The organism is uncultured Rikenella sp., from assembly GCF_910579375.1.
GTDB lineage: Bacteria > Bacteroidota > Bacteroidia > Bacteroidales > Rikenellaceae > Rikenella.
Genome location: NZ_CAJTUJ010000032.1, coordinates 1 through 16,859, shown reverse-complemented (window position 1 = coordinate 16,859; position 16,859 = coordinate 1). Strand labels below are relative to the sequence as shown.

Here is a 16,859-nt window from a genome sequence, read left to right as displayed (position 1 = left end):
GGCGACAGGCCGAACACAACAGATTTAGGTTGTGAATTGGGCAGTGAGTTAGGCTGAATGCTTGCGACCTGAAAGGTCGCGCGGGCCGGACGCCTCCCACCGGGAGGCCCGCAACTCGCAACGCTCGTTTTAGGCCCCGCAGGCTTCGACCCGCTAAAGTACTTGCATTTTCTCAGGCTTGGTTGCATCTCGTTGCGCCTCCGTTGGCTCCGGCTGCAAAGTCAAATAAAATAGGGTAGAGGCTGCCTGTTGTTTGGGGTAGTTCCTGCCAGTCTTCGAGGGCCCAGCGGTAGCGGTTCCTTCATTGCTCCGTTTCAAAAAAGCACAGCTTTTTCATCGGAACAAAAAAATGCGTACCTTTCGGAAATAAATCGGTAGCCATAAGGCTGTGAGCGAGATACGAAACATAGAGACCGACAAAGAGTTCGACGAACAGATCCGGCCGCAGGAGCTCGAAGCTTTTTGCGGACAGGAAAAGATCGTCGAAAACCTGTCGATCTTTATTAAAGCCGCTATTATGCGGGACGAAGCGTTGGATCACGTCCTGCTGCACGGGCCGCCGGGGCTGGGGAAGACCACCCTCGCCAATATCATTACCAATGAGTTGGGAGTGACCATGAAAGTCACTTCGGGGCCGGTGCTCGACAAACCGGGAGATCTGGCCGGGCTGCTTACGAATCTCGGCGAGGGAGACGTGCTCTTTATCGACGAGATTCATCGCCTGAGTCCGATCGTCGAAGAGTATCTTTATTCCGCGATGGAGGACTACAAGATCGACATTATGCTCGACAAAGGGCCCAGTGCGCGGAGCGTGCAGATCAAATTGAACCCTTTTACCTTGATCGGAGCCACGACGCGGTCGGGCTTGCTGACCAGTCCCCTCAGGGCCAGGTTCGGGATCAATTGCCATTTGCAGTACTACGATGTGGCTACTTTGCAAGGAATCGTGACCCGTTCGGCACAAGTATTGGGGATACCGATCGATGCCGGGGCGGCGGAAGAGATCGCCAGACGGTCGCGCGGGACGCCCCGGATCGCCAATGCCTTGCTCAGGCGGGTGAGAGACTTCGCCATGGTGCGCGGCGGGGGGAGAATCGAACCGGAGATTACCCGCCATGCGCTTGATGCGCTCGATATCGATACCCGGGGGCTGGATCAGATGGACAACCGGATTCTGTCGACCATCATCCACAAGTTCGGCGGCGGGCCGGTGGGCTTGGGGACGATCGCCACAGCCGTGAGCGAAGATGCGGGGACGATCGAAGAGGTCTACGAACCGTTCCTCATCAAGGAAGGATTCCTGAAACGGACACCCAGGGGACGAGAGGCGACGGCAAGGGCCTACGAACACCTCGGGATTCCGATGGAGGCGATTGCGGGGCAGGGGGAGTTGCAATTCTGATCCTTTCGTTAAACCGAATCGGAGTCGGTGCGTCCAAGGAAAGAGCAGGAAACTGAAAAAACTAACCAATTATAAAAACACTAACGACCATGAAAAAAGTGATTTTGCTGATGGCCGCCCTCATGACGGTCAGCTTCTCGGCACAGGCACAGAAGAAATCCAAGGAAGAAAAAGCCGCTGAAAAAGCACGTCAGGAGATGCTCACCGCGGAACTCATCAACCGCGTGGTGCCGGCCAAGAACTTCCAGTTCGTACCGTACGAATACATCCAGCCCAATACCGGGACGACGACGATCACGCGCTACGAATACACCAAAGTTCGGCCGAATTCGCTGGAAGTCTATATGGTGAACTGCCCCGGGGTGAATACCAACCGGTATGAATGGCTCTCGTGCGAAAAGAAAAAAGACGTTTGGCTGGTGAAAATCAAAGCGGTGGCAGATAACGGAGCCAATCTGAGCTTCGATTTCGCGGTCAACTCCAAGAGCGGGGTCGCTACGCTGAAGGTGCGTTCCAACAAATCGTTGGATCAGAACAATCCGGGGGCGGCGAACTCGATTACCTACAAAGGGAATATTCGCGAATACTAATCGGTCGGATCGATCGGAAAGCCGGGCGGCCGGGGAGCATGGAAAAATCTCCCCGAGCCGCCTTTTTTCATCGAAAACGTTGGAAGAGAAGCGAAAAACGACTACCTTTAAAGCGGTGGCCGGGCGAAAACCCGATGGGGTGTGACAAATAAAAGGGAAAAGTTTATTCATGTTAAAATTTTCGAAAGATATGGATCGGACAAAATCGATTTTTCGGACAATTCGGCGGATGACGGTCGGAGCGGCTTTTTTGCTGGGACTGGTCGTTGCGGCGGTGCCGGCGGCAAGGGCGCAGGAGATCGACCGGTGGGTCGGCGAAGAGACCCGTTTCCGCTTCGTGCCGGACGTGTTGCAGGAGGAGGAAGGGCATGCGGGAGAGGTGCAGGGCTATTTTTATAAAACACCGGGCTTTCCGCTCTGGCTCATGACCGATATGGGAGGGCCGCTGTGGGTCGATAAGGAGCACTTTTCGGTGAACAGCTCGGAGAAGGATCAGGACGGGGTGTGGCTGCTCGATTTGAGTTGTGTCGATTCGGTCAACGGATTTTTCAACCTCGGCTTCGCTATCGATTCCAGAGACGGAAAGGCGGTGTTGAAGCTGGCGACTCCCACAGAGGGAGATATCGCCCTGTATCAGGGAAAAGTCGAGCCTTACGAGGCGTCGGACAGAGACGATTTCCGGAACGAAAAGGAGCGTCAGGAGGCTTTGGAAATGGTGATGCGGCTTGATACGCTGGTGCCGGCGATGAACTTTCAGGTGAAACTCAATTCGGAACTCTATGGGCCGAAATCGGAGGTCAATGTATCGCCCAAACTGGTGCGGCTGTGGGATCCGAGGCGGTTCGAGAGTCCGGACTACGAGGTGATCTGTTGCGAAAAGCATGACGGGATGTGGTACGTACGGCTGAAGGTCGGAGAGGCGACGCCGGTCAGCGAGGAGATCTATCTCGACCTCCTGATCGACTCCTGGACGGGGAAGGTCAATTATCGGCGGGGGATGGCGGATCGGTTGCGACTCAACTGGCGGGCCATGGTCGACGGCCGGGTGACCGGAACGGCGCAAATTCTGCCCGAAAAGGGACGCAGAAAGGCACGGTAGCTGAACGAAAAAGCGTAATTTTGTAAGCGGGCGTCGCAGAACTCACGGATGGGGTCGGAGGCGCTTGCTTATTTTGTTCTCGATGGGGATGGGAAAAGAAAAATCGATGGAAAAACCGGTCGACGACCGGACGGAACGGGTGGTACTCGCGACGGTCGTTCGCGATCGGCAGGAGGTGCGCGAGGCGGAGGAGTATCTGGACGAATTGCGGTTTCTGGCCGAGACGGCCGGATTCGAAACGGCGGCGACTTTTATGCAGAAGTTGGCAGCGCCGGACAAGCGAACCTTTATGGGGAGCGGAAAATTGAGCGAAATCAAGGCCTATGTGGAGGAACAGGAGATCGGGACGGTGATTTTCGACGACGAACTCTCGCCGTCGCAGACCCGGAATCTCGAACGCGAATTGGGGGTTCGGATTCTGGACCGGACGAGGCTGATCCTCGATATTTTCGCCCAGCGGGCCACGACGGCCTATGCCAAGACGCAGGTCGAGCTGGCGCAGTTGCAGTATCTGTTGCCGCGGTTGAGCGGGATGTGGACGCACCTCGAACGGCAACGCGGGGGGACGGGAACCCGCGGCGGGGCAGGGGAGCGGGAGATCGAAACCGACCGCCGGATCATTCGCGACCGCATCGCCCGGCTCAAGGAGCAGCTGGTCAAGGTGGATCGCCAGATGGCGACGCAGCGCAGCGGACGGGGATCGTTGGTGCGGGTGGCGTTGGTGGGGTATACCAATGTCGGGAAATCGACTCTGATGAACCTCCTGAGCAAGAGCGACGTTTTTGCCGAAAACAAGCTCTTCGCGACGCTCGATACGACGGTGAGGAAGGTGGTGCTCGAAAATCTGCCTTTCCTGTTGTCCGATACGGTGGGATTTATCCGCAAGTTGCCGACGCAGCTGGTGGAGTCGTTCAAATCGACGCTCGATGAGGTGAGGGAGGCCGATTTGCTGCTCCATGTGGTCGATATTTCGCATCCCAATTTCGAGGATCAGATCGCGGTGGTCAATCGGACGCTGCGGGAGATCGGGGCGGGGGATAAACCGGTCTTTTTGATATTCAATAAGATAGATGCCTATACCTATGTCGAGAAGGAGGCGGATGACCTGTTGCCCGAAACGCGCGAGAACTGGACGCTCGAACAGCTCCAGCGGAGCTGGATGGCAAGGAACGAGGGGGTGCCGTGTATCTTCATCTCGGCGGCCGAGCGGATCAATATCGATCGGTTGCGGAAGGATTTGTACGGCATGGTGCGGGAGATTCACGAGGGACGATATCCGTTTAATAACTACCTGTATTGATGGCTGTTGCGCTACAAGAACGGATTTTTGCTTCGGAGCGGTTCGACGAGGCGCTGGCGTTGGAGGTGTTCCGCTTTCAGGCTTCGGCTTGCGAGCCATACAGGCGGTATATCGAATTGTTGGGGTTAAATCCGTTTGAAGTCACTGATATAAAGCGTATTCCGTACCTGCCGGTGGAGTTTTTCAAAACCCATCGGATATGGAGCGCGGCGAGCGACCTTGAGCCGGAAACGGTCTTTACCAGCAGCGGGACGACGGGCAGTGAAACGAGTCGGCACTATGTGGCTTCGACGGCGTTGTACGACGAGGCGTTTACGCGCGGTTTCGGTCATTTTTACGGCCTTGCGGAGGGGTGGAGTATCTTTGCCCTGTTGCCGTCGTATTTGGAGCGAACGGGGTCGTCGTTGATCTGGATGGTCGAGCGGTTGCAGGCAAAAAATAGGGCTTGCGGCGGTTTTTATCTGTACGACCACGACAAACTGACCGCCGACCTGACGGCTGCTTCGCAAAAGGGGGAGAAAATTTTACTGATCGGGGTGGCTTTTGCGTTGCTGGATTATGCGGAATATCTTTCTAATCAAGGGATTGAATTACATTTGCCGACCGATGCCGTCGTGATGGAGACGGGCGGGATGAAGGGGCGCAGGCGCGAGGTTTCACGTGAAACAATGCACGAAACATTGAAACGGACTTTCGGGGTCGGGGCAATCCATTCGGAATACGGGATGACGGAACTGCTCTCGCAGGCCTATTCGACGGGAGAGGGGCTGTTTCGCTGTCCGCCGTGGATGCGGGTTTCGACGTGTGATTTACAGAGCCCGTTGCAACCGCTCGAGGCGGAGAAGATGGGCGGCTTGAATATCATTGATTTAGCCAATTTGTATTCTTGCTCGTTCCTGGCGATACAGGATCGAGGGATTGTGTACGACGACGGCGCGTTCCGAGTCTTAGGACGGATCGAGGGGGCGCAACTTCGGGGATGTAACATGTTGATCGAATAGAAGAGCTATGGCAGCGGCCCACATACTTCGGAAACTGGCTTCGCAGACAGCGGTCTACGGAGTCAGCGCCATTCTGTCTAAGTTTCTGAACTACCTGCTGACGCCGTATTTGACCCGCATCCTCACCGAACAGGTCTACGGGCAGGTCAATCTGCTCTACGGGATCATTCCGTTTGCCAATGTGGTGCTGACTATGGGTTTGGCGACCGGGTATTTCCGCTATGCGGCGAAGTGTCAGACGTTGGGCGAAAAACGCAGGCTTTTCACCACGACGTGGGGGACGGTGGCGTTGATGGCCACGCTTTTCGGCGTGATTATGGCTGTCTGCAACGGAGAGCTGGCGGAGGTGATGCGGCTCGACCCGGTCTGTATCGCGGCGATGACGGCCCTGATCGTGGTGGACAATGTGGCGGCGATTCCGCTCGCGGCGTTGCGCGAGGAGGGGAAGGCCGTTTACTATACGGTGGTCAATGTGACGGGGGTGGGGGTCAATGTGGCGGCCTGCGTGTGGTTCTACTCCCGCGTGCCGGGGGCGGTGGAGAGCCCGTTGTGGGTGGTGGCGGCCAATCTGATCGCCAGTACGGTCTCTCTGCTGCTGCTCTTGCCGCACAGCCTGAGGTTGCTTTCGACCGCTTTTTCGACGCGCCTGCTGCGGAGCATTTTCACCTATTCCATACCGCTCATGATGGCCGGTATTATGGGCGTGGCGGGCGACTTTATCGATCGGCAGCTGATCTACTTCATGTTGCCGGTCGAGATTGCCGATGCCGAGTTGGGGGTCTATACGGCGGTGGCTAAGATTGCCGCTCTGCTGATGATTTTTCGCCAGATTTATACCCTCGGGGCGGAACCCTTCTTCTTGCAGGGCTTCTCGAAGGAGGATTTCCGGACGGCCAATGCCGAGGCGACGAAGTATTTTACGATCGCCGGTATCGCGATCTTTTTGGTGCTTTCGCTCTTTGCCCGCGAGTTCGCTTATATCGTGGGGTCGGATTTCCGGAGCGGGATGGGCATTCTGCCGCTTTTGCTGCTGGCCAACCTGCTGGCGGGGATTCTGGTCAACCTCTCGTTCTGGTACAAGGCGGCCGACAAGACGAGGGTGGCGATCTACATCACCGGTTCGGGCGTGGCGATTACATTGGTGCTCAACCTCCTGCTGATTCCTTCGATGGGCTATCACGGGGCGGCGGTGGCGCGGGTCGTGTCGATGCTGGCGATGGTGGCGGCCAGCTATTTCCTGTGTCGGAAATATTTTCCCGTGCCGTTCGATTTGCGGCGGATCGGCTTCTATTTCCTTTTTGGGGGGGCGATTTTCGGTCTCTCGTATGCCACGGCCCTTTTGCCGGGCTGGGGGCGGGTGACACTCGATTTTTTACTACTTTTGATCTATCTCCTCGTCGCCTTTAGGCTGGAGTTCGGAGGACGAAAAATAGCTACGTTATGGAAAAAGTAAAGGTAATCAACCGGTCGGGGAATCCGCTGCCGGCATACGAAACCGCCCAGGCTGTGGGGCTCGACGTGCGGGCCCATACGCTCGAACCGATCACCATCGGGCCGCTGGAGCGGGTGATGGTGCCGACGGGGCTCTATTTCCAGATTCCGGAGGGGTACGAGATTCAGGTGCGACCTCGGAGCGGACTGGCTGCCAAGCATGGGATTACCGTCATCAATTCGCCGGGGACGATCGATCCGGATTACCGGGGGGAACTGAAAGTCCTGTTAGTCAATCTGTCGAACGAACCGTTCGAGATGCAGCCGGGCGAGCGAGTGGCGCAACTGGTTTTTGCCCGTTACGAACGGCTGGCGTGGGAAGAGGCGGTCGTGCTGGACGAGACGCGGCGCGGAGAGGGCGGTTTCGGCTCGACAGGGGTTAAATAACGTGAGCATGAGAAGGAGAAAATACCTGTTGGTCGCCCTTTTGGCGATGGTTGCCGGCGTCTCTTCGGGGGCCGGGCGCGAGCATGGGACGGGGCGGCTGGAAGAGGCGTCGAGGCTCTATCTGGAGGGGGTCAAGCGCCAGAATCTCGGGACGTTGCGCGAAGCGGCGCAGTGTTACGAAGCGGCTCTGCGCGAGGTGCCGGAACATGCCGCCTCGTACTATCGGCTGTCGGGAATCGCCCGGATGATCGGCGAACCGGAGACGGCGTTGCGCTATGGACGGCGGGCTTACGAGATCGATCCGGAGTGTGTGGAATACGCCGATAATTATGCCCGGTTGCTGGCCCTTTCGGGCGACTATGCGGGGGCGGACGGCTTGTTTACGGAGCTTTTTCGGCAGGATTCTTCGAATCTGGAGACCCTTTCGATGCTCGCTGCCTTGAGGCTGGAGCGGGGGATGCCGGGCGAGGCGATCGTCCTGCTGGATACGTTGCAGGCGCGCAGCGGATGGCAGCCCCGGACGATTGAAATGAAGCGGCAAGCTTTGATTCGCGCGGAACGCTATGCCGAGGCGTACGACTATATGGCCCGGGTGTGCGAGGAGCTGCCGGACGAGAGCGCTTTCCGGATCCAGCTCGCCGAGTTGGCGGCTGCGCTGCGACGCGACAGCGTGGCGTTGGAGAACTATCGGCGGGCGATCGCGATCGACTCGACGAGCGTGGGGCCGCGGATTGCGCTGGCGGAGTACTACCGGATCAAAGACCAGTGGCCGGAGTTTCCGGAGGCGTTGATACCCGTTTTCGCCCATCCTGCGTTCCCGTTGCAGGCTAAAGTGGACTATTTCGGCACCTATCTGGGACGGTCGCCGGAGCTTTACAGACGTTATTTTGTCTATATGGCGCGGTTGGCGGACGCGGTGTTCTGGTCGGCACCGAAGGAGGAGCTGGCGCGCGATTTTTATGCTCAACACCTCATCTACGGGGGACAGGCGGAGACGGCACTGGAGCATCTGGCGCAGTGGATCGGGGAGGGGGATGCTTCCGCTTCGCTCTACCAATTGGCGATCGCTGTGGCCCAGCATCGCGGGTTGGCGGATACGGTGGATCGTTATCTGGCTGAGGCACAGGATCGTTTTCCGAACGATCCGGAGTTGGGGATGATGCGGTTGGCGGTTTGTTTCCAGCGGAGCGATACGCTCGGAGCGATCGAAGCGGCGCGCGAGGTGATCGGTTATTCGACCAACGACTCGATTACGAGCGAAGCGTTGAGTTTCTGCGGCGATATGGCCCACTTGCGCGGAAACAACAAGGAGGCTTACAAATACTACGAACGGGCCTTGAAATTGGCCCCCGACCGGGCGATGTTGCTGAACAATTTCGCCTATTACCTGAGCGAAGAGGGGAAGGAGCTGGAGCGGGCCTTGCGGATGGCGACCCGAGCCAATGAATTGACGCCGCAGAGCGCTACGATTCTCGATACGAAGGCGTGGGTGCTCTATCGGCTCGGGCGGTATGAGGAGGCCAGGGAGCTGATGCGGCAGGCGTTGGTGATGGATGCGGAGGGGAGTGCGGAGCTTTTCCTGCATTACGGCGATATCCTGTTTGCGCTGAACGAGTATTTTATGGCCAAAACCTATTGGCAGCGGGCTTTGGAGGCGGGAGCCGACGGGCGGAAGATCGAAGAGCGGCTCAAACGGTTGGAGGCGGCCGAAAACGGGAAAAAATGACCATGAAAGGGCGACTCTTTTCCATAGCTGCGGCCGTCTTGCTTCTGGTTCCGGGATCGGGGAGGGGCGACGACGTGAAGGATCGGATCCGACGGGCCGAGGCCGAGATCGCACGCATCAACCGGCTGGTCGGAGATACCCGAAAAGAGCAGGGAGCGACGCTCGACAACCTGAAGTTGATCGGAACCAAATTGGAAAACCGGCAGTCGATCGTTCAGGGCATCGAAACCGAGATGGGAACCCTTTCCGGAGACTTGAGCCTCAAGGCGCGGCAACTCGTCGAACTCCAAAAAAGGTACGATCTCTTAAGAGACAGATACTCAGCACTTATCCGAATCGCATACAAGAATTATCGCCATAATAGCTTTCTTTCGTTCGTCCTCTCGGCGCACGACTTTTCAGACGCTGCACGGAGACTTTATTATGTTAAACGAATCAGCGCCGATATGGAGCGAAAGGCGGTCGAGTTGCAGACTTTGGCGGCGCGGCTGAAGAGCGAGGCGACGGCGCTGGACGAACGGAAAAGTCGGCTCGACGGATTGAGGCAGCAGCATGCGGCCGAGCTGGTTCGGCTGGAGGAGGAGCGCGGTCAGTTGAAGCGTACGCAGAGTGCGTTGAAAGGAAAAGAGAAAGAGCTGCTCGCCGAAGCGGATAAACGGCGGAGACAGGTGGCGGAGTTGGAGCGTCGGTTGCAACAGGAGGTGGAGAAGGAGGTGAGGAAAAAGAGTAGTGCGGCGAATGCGAAAAAAGGAACGGGTTCGACGCAGGCTAAAAGCGACGATTCGGCTCTGACCCGGCGTTTCGAGGCTCGGAAAGGGGCTTTGATGCGACCGGTGGACGGTGTGATGGTGGGACGGTACGGGGTGCACGACCATCCGGATCAGAAGGGGGTGAAGGTCAATAACAAAGGGATTAACCTGGCGGCTCGGGCGGGGAGCCAAGTGCAGTGCATTTTCGAGGGAGAGGTGCGGAAGGTCTTCTTTTTTCCGGGGCTCGGGATGTCCGTCATGGTGCGGCACGGCTCTTATTTGACGATTTATGCCAACCTGGATTCGGTCTTCGTGCGCGAAGGCGAACGGGTGATCGAAGGGGCGGCGATCGGGACGGTAGCCAAAGCACCGGCCGACCAGCAGGCGACGATCCACTTCGAACTCTGGAAAGAGAGCGATAATCTGAACCCGGAGAGTTGGCTGAAACGATAATTTCATCACAAAGACTGAATTATTATGGCCATTGCGTTTCATTCGGAAGATACGACGTTCGACATCGCGGGACACAAACGTGCGGTGGCTGCCTGGGTGCGGGCGGCGGTGGCGGAGGAGGGGTTTCGAACGGGAGATATCCACGTGATTTTTTGCAGCGACGCTTATCTCCTGGAGATGAACCGGCGTTATTTGCAGCACGATTACTACACGGATATCATCACGTTCGACTACACGGCGGATTCGGTCTTATCGGGCGACCTCTTTATCAGTGTCGATACGGTGCGGGCCAATGCGGAGCAGTTCGGGGTGGTGTTCCACGTGGAACTATTGCGGGTTATCGTCCACGGAATCATGCACTTGGCGGGATATAAGGACAAAACCGAAACCGATGCGGCCAAAATGCGCGAACGCGAAAACCATTATCTGAATAAACGACCCGATGATTTGCTAACTCATGTAAAACACTCTTAAATTTATAGATGTCTGTTTTGGTAACAGGAGTGAACTGTTCTTTTTGTTCACAAAAAGAGCCAAAAAGACTTTAGACGGATGCTTACGCATCCTCCCGCTGCCGGCGGCACAATTCTCGATTGGTTCGTCGGGCTGGTTTTTCCGGCGCGGGCGCATTAGGGTAATACCTGCATTATATGCGCCCCGCCGAGAAAACCCAGCTCGACAGACTTACGAAGACTGAGGACTGCGGAGCCTAAGGAGTAGCGTAGCTATCACGAAAGTTTTTGGTGCCGCTTTTTCCAAAAAGCGGCAGTTCCAGTCGGTAGCTAAATACGGGTATCTATAATTAAGGAAGAAGATATGCGATTCGAATACGATGTTATTGTGGTGGGAGCCGGGCATGCGGGATGCGAGGCAGCAGTGGCGGCGGCCCGGATGGGAGCGAAGACGCTGCTCGTGACGATGGATATGGGGAAAGTGGCCCAAATGTCCTGCAATCCGGCGGTCGGAGGAGTGGCTAAAGGGCAGATCGTGCGTGAAATCGATGCGCTCGGGGGGCAGATGGGGGTGGTGACGGACAAAACGACGCTCCAGTTCCGGATGCTGAACCGCTCGAAGGGAGCAGCGATGTGGAGTCCGCGGGCGCAGTGCGACAAATATGCCTTCTCGCAGGAGTGGCGCAGAGTGCTGGACGGAACGGAGGGGCTCTACATGTGGCAGGACAGTGTGACGGAGCTGCTCGTTTCGGAGGATGAGGGTAGAGTAGAGGGGGTGGTTACCCAGCTCGGAGTCCGGTTTAGGGCACGGGCAGTGATCCTGACGAACGGGACGTTTCTCAATGGCCTGATGCACGTCGGAACGGCACAGGCGGCGGGAGGACGGGCGGCGGATATGTCCAGCTACGGGCTGACGGAGCAGTTGCAGTGTCTGGGTTTCGAGGCGGATCGGATGAAGACCGGGACGCCGGCGAGGCTCGATGCGAGAACCATCGACTTCGACCGGATCGAGGCGCAGTACGGCGATGCGGAACCGGAGAAATTCTCCTTTCTGCCCTCCGTGCGGCCGATCGAAAAGGAGCGGCAATTGCCTTGTTATCTGGTATATACCTCATCGGAGGTGCACGAGGTGCTGCGTTCCGGTTTCGACCGTTCGCCGCTCTTCACAGGGGTGATTCGCGGCCGCGGGCCACGGTATTGTCCCAGTATCGAGGACAAATTGCGGACGTTTGCGGATAAGGAGCAGCATCAGCTCTTTTTGGAGCCGGAAGGGCGGACGACGAATGAATACTATTTGAACGGCTTCTCCTCCTCCTTGCCGTGGGAGGTGCAGGTCGAGGCGTTGCGCAGGATCGAGGGGCTGGAGCATGTGCAGATTTATCGGCCGGGGTATGCCATTGAATACGACTACTTTCCGCCGACTCAATTGCGGCATACGCTCGAAACCAAACGGGTGGCGGGTTTGTATTTCGCCGGTCAGATCAACGGTACGACAGGCTACGAAGAGGCGGCGGCGCAGGGGCTTATGGCGGGGATCAATGCCGTGCTCGCTTTGCGGGGCGAGGAGCCGTTCGTGCTGGGGCGCGATGAGGCCTATATCGGGGTCTTGATCGACGATCTGGTGACCAAAGGGGTGGACGAGCCTTATCGGATGTTCACCAGCCGGGCGGAGTATCGGATTCTGCTGCGGCAGGATAATGCCGACCGGCGTTTGACCCCCTTGGGGCGGAAAGTCGGACTGGTTTCGGACGAGCGATGGGAGGCTTTCGAGGTCTCTGAAAGACGGATCGAGGCTGTGGCGGCTTATCTGAATGAGACGACGGTGGCGCCGGAGGAGATAAACGGCTATCTGGCTTCGGTCGGCGAGTCGCCGATTACGCAGCGGAAACGGCTCGCCGAGTTGTTGTTGCGGACGGGAGTTACGCTGTCGGGATTAGCCGGGGCTTCGCCGGCTCTCGGCGCCTGCCTGCGGGAGATCGGAGCGGAGCGGGAGACGGAGCAGGCGGTGGAGATCGGCGTCAAATACGCCGGGTATATCGAACGGGAGCGGATGGTGGCCGAGAAGATGAAACGGCTCGAAGGGATTCGGATTCCGGCCGATTTCGACTTCAATGCGCTGGGTTCCGTGTCGATCGAGGCGCGTCAGAAGCTGACCCGGATACGGCCTTTGACCATTGCGCAGGCTTCGCGCATTCCGGGTGTCTCGCCGGCGGATATCAATGTGTTGCTCGTCTATTTCGGGCGGTAGGAGCGGAGTGTTCCACGTGGAACACATGCCTGCTTAAAAATTTGAAAATGATCGGGATATGAAGAAATTGGTGGAAAATTCCGACCTCGGAATACCCTATACCACAGTGCTCAATAAGGTGATCGTCAAGATCGCCCGGTCGATGCTGGGTATCAATAAAATCAACGAACTGTACGGTGCAGCGTCGGACAAAACGGGGGTGGAATTCGCTCAGGAGATTCTCGAGCGGCTCGGGGTGACGATCGAGGCGGACGGGCAGCGATTGAACCTGATTCCGAAAAAGGGGTCTTTTATCCTTGTGGCGAACCATCCGTATGGCGCGTTGGACGGGTTGTTATTGATGGTTCTGGTGGCGCATGTGAGGCCCGATGTTAAGTTTCTCGGGAATTTCCTGTTGAGTCGGATCGATGCGTTGCGGGATTTTTTCCTGCCGATCGACCCGTTCGATGCGAAAAAGGGGCGGAATTTTTCGCAGGTGCGACGGGCGGTCGAACACTTGCGCGGCGGGGCGCCATTGGTGATTTTTCCTGCGGGGAAAGTGTCTACCTTCCAAAAAGGATTCAAAAAGGTGGAGGACAAACCGTGGGCGCCGTCGATGATCAAATTCGTCCGTCAGGCGGGAGTGCCGGTTTTTCCGGCCTATATAGAGGGGCATAACAGCTTGATTTTCCATATTCTGGGGAAAGTCCATCCGATGTTGCAGACGATGCGGCTGCCGCTGGAGCTGACCAATAAACGGGGACGTTCGGTGGCGGTGGTTCTCGGTTCGGGCATTCCGGCCCGGCGGCTGCGCGAGATGGGTGATTTGGCGGTCGTGGGCGATTTTCTGCGGGCTAATGTCTATTGCCTGCGATCGGTGCTGGTGGACGAGGCGGCGATGCACGAGGAGTTGGAGGAAGAACGTCGGCGAGAGGCCTTGGCGCGGCTCAAAATGCGGCGGAAGAGGCGGGGAGGGCGGATGCCGAAAACGGCGCGAGAGGAGTTTGCCGGGGCGGATCCGACGGAGTTGGGGGCCGAACTCGATCGAATTGCGGCACGATGTATGCTGATTCGGGTAGGAGATATGTGTCTGTTCTGCGCTTCGGCGGAAGATATTCCGCTGACGATGCGCGAGATTGTCCGGCTGCGCGAGGCCGATTCGCGAAAGGCGGACGAAGAGGCTTTGCGACCGGCAGAGGGCGATGCGCATGACGAACTGTACCTGCACCTTTTTGTCTGGGATGCGGAACACCGGGCGATTACGGGGGCTTATCGCATCGGATTCGGCGACGTGCTGCTGGATAGACGGGGGTTTGAGGGTTTTTATACCTACCGGTCGTTCGAGTTTTCGCATCACTTGCAGGATGTCCTGCGGCAGTCGATCGAGCTGGGGCGTTCGTTCGTCGTACAGGAGTATCAGCGGCGGTCGCAGACGTTGCTGCTGTTGTGGCGCGGGATTTTGCAGGTCTTGATGCGGAATGCTTCGTATCGTTGCCTGATGGGGCCGGTGGGGATGTCCGGGGGGTATTCGATGGCGGCGAAGTGGCTGTTGGTCGACTATATTCGGGCGAACCACTGGAATGCGGAGCTGGCGAAGTACGTCGTGCCTCGGAACGGGGTGCGGGCGTTGGGTCGGCCGGTGGTCGAGGCGGCTTTGATCCGGGGGATTCGGTCGGACGAGGAGATCGACAAGCTGATTCGAGATGTCGAACCGACGGGGCAGGGGATGCCGGTGTTGATGAAGAAGTACCTTCAGCTCGGGGGGCGGGTGATGGGATTCAATGTGGATCCGTTGTTGGGCGATGCGCTGGATGCGATGTTGATTCTGGACTTGTGCGACGTGCCGAAAGACAAGGTGGATATGGTGGCTCGCGAGTTTCCGGGCGAGAAGGTCTACGATCGTTTCCGGGCGGCGGGCAATGCGCAGTTGTAGGCGGCCGGTTCGAACGAAAATAGATGTTTCACGTGGAACATTATGGGAAGAAGATTAGTACAAAATATCACGTCCGAGTATCTGGCGGCCTCGTCGCTGCTGCATAAGCGGAATCGCGTCATGGTCTATGTCGAGGGGTATGACGATATCCCTTTCTGGCGGGCTATTTTCGACGAATTCGAAACCCCGGATCGCAGGTTCGAAATTTCGACTCCCGCCCGAAACGATCTGGCCAAAGGGAAAAAGGTCGTGATGCAATTCATTCCGCAGGCGGGTAAACACCTGATTCTCTGTGTCGATTCCGATTTCGACTACCTCTTCGGAGAGCTCTGCGAACGGTCGAGACAGGTGAATCAGACGCCGTATCTGCTGCAAACTTATACCTATGCCATCGAAAACTACCTCTGTTATCCGCCGTCGCTGCACTCCGTGTGCGTGCGGGCGACGAAGCGAGATACTCATATCTTCGAGTTCGAGGAGTTCATGGCCGAATATTCGCGGATTATCTATCCCATTTTCCTGTGGTATGCCTATGCGGCTCGGGTGGATCAGCCGACGATTTTTACGCTGGCCGATTTTCGGAATGCGGTGAAAATCAATTTCGTGAATGTCGAAGATAACGGCGAGGACACGTTGGAGTGGCTGGAGAAACAGGTCGAAAAACGGCTTCGCGTGTTGCGTTCTAAACACAAGCAGCGGGTGGCCGAGGTCGAAGAGTTCGACACCTACCTCCGAAGCCGGGGGGTGGTGCCGGAAGAGACGCATTTCTACATGCAGGGGCATACGCTGTTGGACAATGTGGTGGCCACGCTGGTGGGGACGGTCTGCAATGCTTTGCGGAAGATGGCGGTGGGGCAGATTCTGGGCAGTTCACGGCAGGGGTTGCCGCTGAACAACGAGTTGAGCTCGTACAACAACGTGCTCTCGGACGTGGACGAACTGCTGAAGAGCAATACGGGGTATCGGACTTGTCCGTTGTTCGTCAAATTGCGCGAGGATATTGTCCGAATTCTGGAGAGTTGAGCGGCGTTTAATTGGAAAATAGTTATCTTGTGAACCGGGTGCGGGGATAGGGAGCGGGAGAGAACGAAAGCGGAAAGGAGTTTAAATGTTTGTATTCAAGGGATTTAATCGATTCGTAGGACGGGGTGTCCGGAGGTTTTTGGTTTTGGCCGTTTGTTGGGGAGGGTTCGTTTCGTGTTCGAGCGAACTGACGGCGGAGGGGGCGCTGGAGCAGATTGCGGCGCAGGCGGAGTTCCGTATGCCGTATTATGCGCCGATGCGGATCGGCGAGGTGGTGCTGACGGGCGACAATCACAAGGATTCGAAGGGGTATATTCGGAAGCATTACGGGCCATTGATTGATGCGGGTCTGGCGGAGGTGGCGGTGGCGGATCGGAACACCTGGCGGACGGTGATCGATGTGCGGTTGTCGGAAAAGGCTCGTGCGATGGTGGACGGGGGGCGTTCCATGGAGCGGGAGGCGTATGTGCCGGTGTGTCGGATGGCTCCGGTGCGGATCGACGAGTTCCGCACGCTCTCGGAGGAGGGGATTGTGGAGTGTGCTTTTACGTTCGAGGAACGGGATATCACGCCTTTCGGGCTTTGCAAAGGTTTTCAGCAGGGGCGGGAGTACAAGGACAAGCGGACGTTCGTCAAGGCGCGCGGTTCGTGGCATGTGAAGTGACGGGGCTGCCGGCGTTATTGGGGTATATAGGTGGCCGTTATTTGGGGTGAGGCTGCCGCATTGGTTAAGGCCGCCGGCAGTTTGAGGATGCGTTAGCATCCTTCTAAAGTTTGGCTTCGCCTTCCTCCTCGCCGCTCGGCAATTTGCAAACTTCGTTTGCATTGCTCTCGCTGGCAGCGTCGGTTTTCTGGTTCTCTTTGTTCACAAAGAGAACAGTTTGAGGCGGGACAAAGCTCGATTCGCGCGCGACTGCTGGAGAAGGAAATCATTCAAACGCGTTGTTCGCGTTTGAATAAGATTTCCGCCAGCGCGCGGACAGAGAACGGAGGTAGAGGCTGGCAGTGGAAATGCGTCAGTATTTC

14 protein-coding genes are annotated in these 16,859 nt (G+C 57.2%); all 14 read left to right on the top strand.

Going from position 1 to position 16,859, the window contains the following annotated elements; translation table 11 throughout:
• The first annotated feature begins 388 nt into the window (after positions 1-388).
• A complete protein-coding gene (gene ruvB / locus QZ302_RS04715; RefSeq protein WP_294593051.1) occupies positions 389-1,402 on the top strand; it encodes a Holliday junction branch migration DNA helicase RuvB in 1,014 nt (337 codons plus the stop codon).
• Positions 1,403-1,491: 89 nt separating this feature from the next.
• The gene (locus QZ302_RS04710; RefSeq protein WP_294593048.1) at positions 1,492-1,992 is read left to right on the top strand and encodes a hypothetical protein; all 501 of its coding nucleotides are present in this window, start codon (positions 1,492-1,494) and stop codon (positions 1,990-1,992) included.
• A 190-nt stretch (positions 1,993-2,182) separates the two neighbouring features.
• Entirely contained in the window at positions 2,183-3,091 is a 909-nt protein-coding gene (locus QZ302_RS04705; protein ID WP_294593046.1) for a hypothetical protein, read from the top strand.
• A gap of 106 nt (positions 3,092-3,197) precedes the next feature.
• Positions 3,198-4,391: a GTPase HflX gene (gene hflX / locus QZ302_RS04700; protein WP_294593043.1), complete on the top strand. Its 1,194-nt coding sequence runs from the start codon at positions 3,198-3,200 to the stop codon at positions 4,389-4,391.
• Complete coding sequence (locus QZ302_RS04695; RefSeq protein WP_294593040.1) at positions 4,391-5,392, top strand: acyltransferase; 1,002 nt, start codon at positions 4,391-4,393, stop codon at positions 5,390-5,392. Before hflX ends, QZ302_RS04695 begins: the two co-directional genes overlap by 1 nt.
• A 7-nt stretch (positions 5,393-5,399) precedes the next feature.
• A complete protein-coding gene (locus QZ302_RS04690; protein WP_294593037.1) occupies positions 5,400-6,845 on the top strand; it encodes a polysaccharide biosynthesis C-terminal domain-containing protein in 1,446 nt (481 codons plus the stop codon).
• Positions 6,833-7,270, top strand: a complete 438-nt coding sequence (gene dut, locus QZ302_RS04685; protein ID WP_294593035.1) for a dUTP diphosphatase — start codon at positions 6,833-6,835, stop codon at positions 7,268-7,270. The genes QZ302_RS04690 and dut overlap by 13 nt, the downstream gene beginning before the upstream one ends.
• 7 nt (positions 7,271-7,277) lie before the next feature.
• Complete coding sequence (locus tag QZ302_RS04680; protein WP_294593032.1) at positions 7,278-8,996, top strand: tetratricopeptide repeat protein; 1,719 nt, start codon at positions 7,278-7,280, stop codon at positions 8,994-8,996.
• On the top strand, positions 8,993-10,198 hold the full coding sequence (locus QZ302_RS04675) for a peptidoglycan DD-metalloendopeptidase family protein (protein ID WP_294593030.1): 1,206 nt from the start codon (positions 8,993-8,995) through the stop codon (positions 10,196-10,198). Before QZ302_RS04680 ends, QZ302_RS04675 begins: the two co-directional genes overlap by 4 nt.
• A 24-nt stretch (positions 10,199-10,222) precedes the next feature.
• Complete coding sequence (gene ybeY, locus QZ302_RS04670) at positions 10,223-10,672, top strand: rRNA maturation RNase YbeY (RefSeq protein ID WP_294593028.1); 450 nt, start codon at positions 10,223-10,225, stop codon at positions 10,670-10,672.
• A 342-nt stretch (positions 10,673-11,014) separates the two neighbouring features.
• Positions 11,015-12,898 (top strand): tRNA uridine-5-carboxymethylaminomethyl(34) synthesis enzyme MnmG, encoded by a 1,884-nt coding sequence (gene mnmG / locus QZ302_RS04665; RefSeq protein ID WP_294593026.1) that lies wholly within the window; start codon positions 11,015-11,017, stop codon positions 12,896-12,898.
• 58 nt (positions 12,899-12,956) lie between these two features.
• The gene (locus QZ302_RS04660; protein WP_294593024.1) at positions 12,957-14,810 is read left to right on the top strand and encodes a GNAT family N-acyltransferase; all 1,854 of its coding nucleotides are present in this window, start codon (positions 12,957-12,959) and stop codon (positions 14,808-14,810) included.
• Between the two features lie 42 nt (positions 14,811-14,852).
• On the top strand, positions 14,853-15,833 hold the full coding sequence (locus QZ302_RS04655; protein ID WP_294593022.1) for a DUF4435 domain-containing protein: 981 nt from the start codon (positions 14,853-14,855) through the stop codon (positions 15,831-15,833).
• 85 nt (positions 15,834-15,918) lie between these two features.
• The gene (locus QZ302_RS04650) at positions 15,919-16,497 is read left to right on the top strand and encodes a hypothetical protein (RefSeq protein ID WP_294593020.1); all 579 of its coding nucleotides are present in this window, start codon (positions 15,919-15,921) and stop codon (positions 16,495-16,497) included.
• The last annotated feature ends 362 nt before the right edge of the window (positions 16,498-16,859 follow it).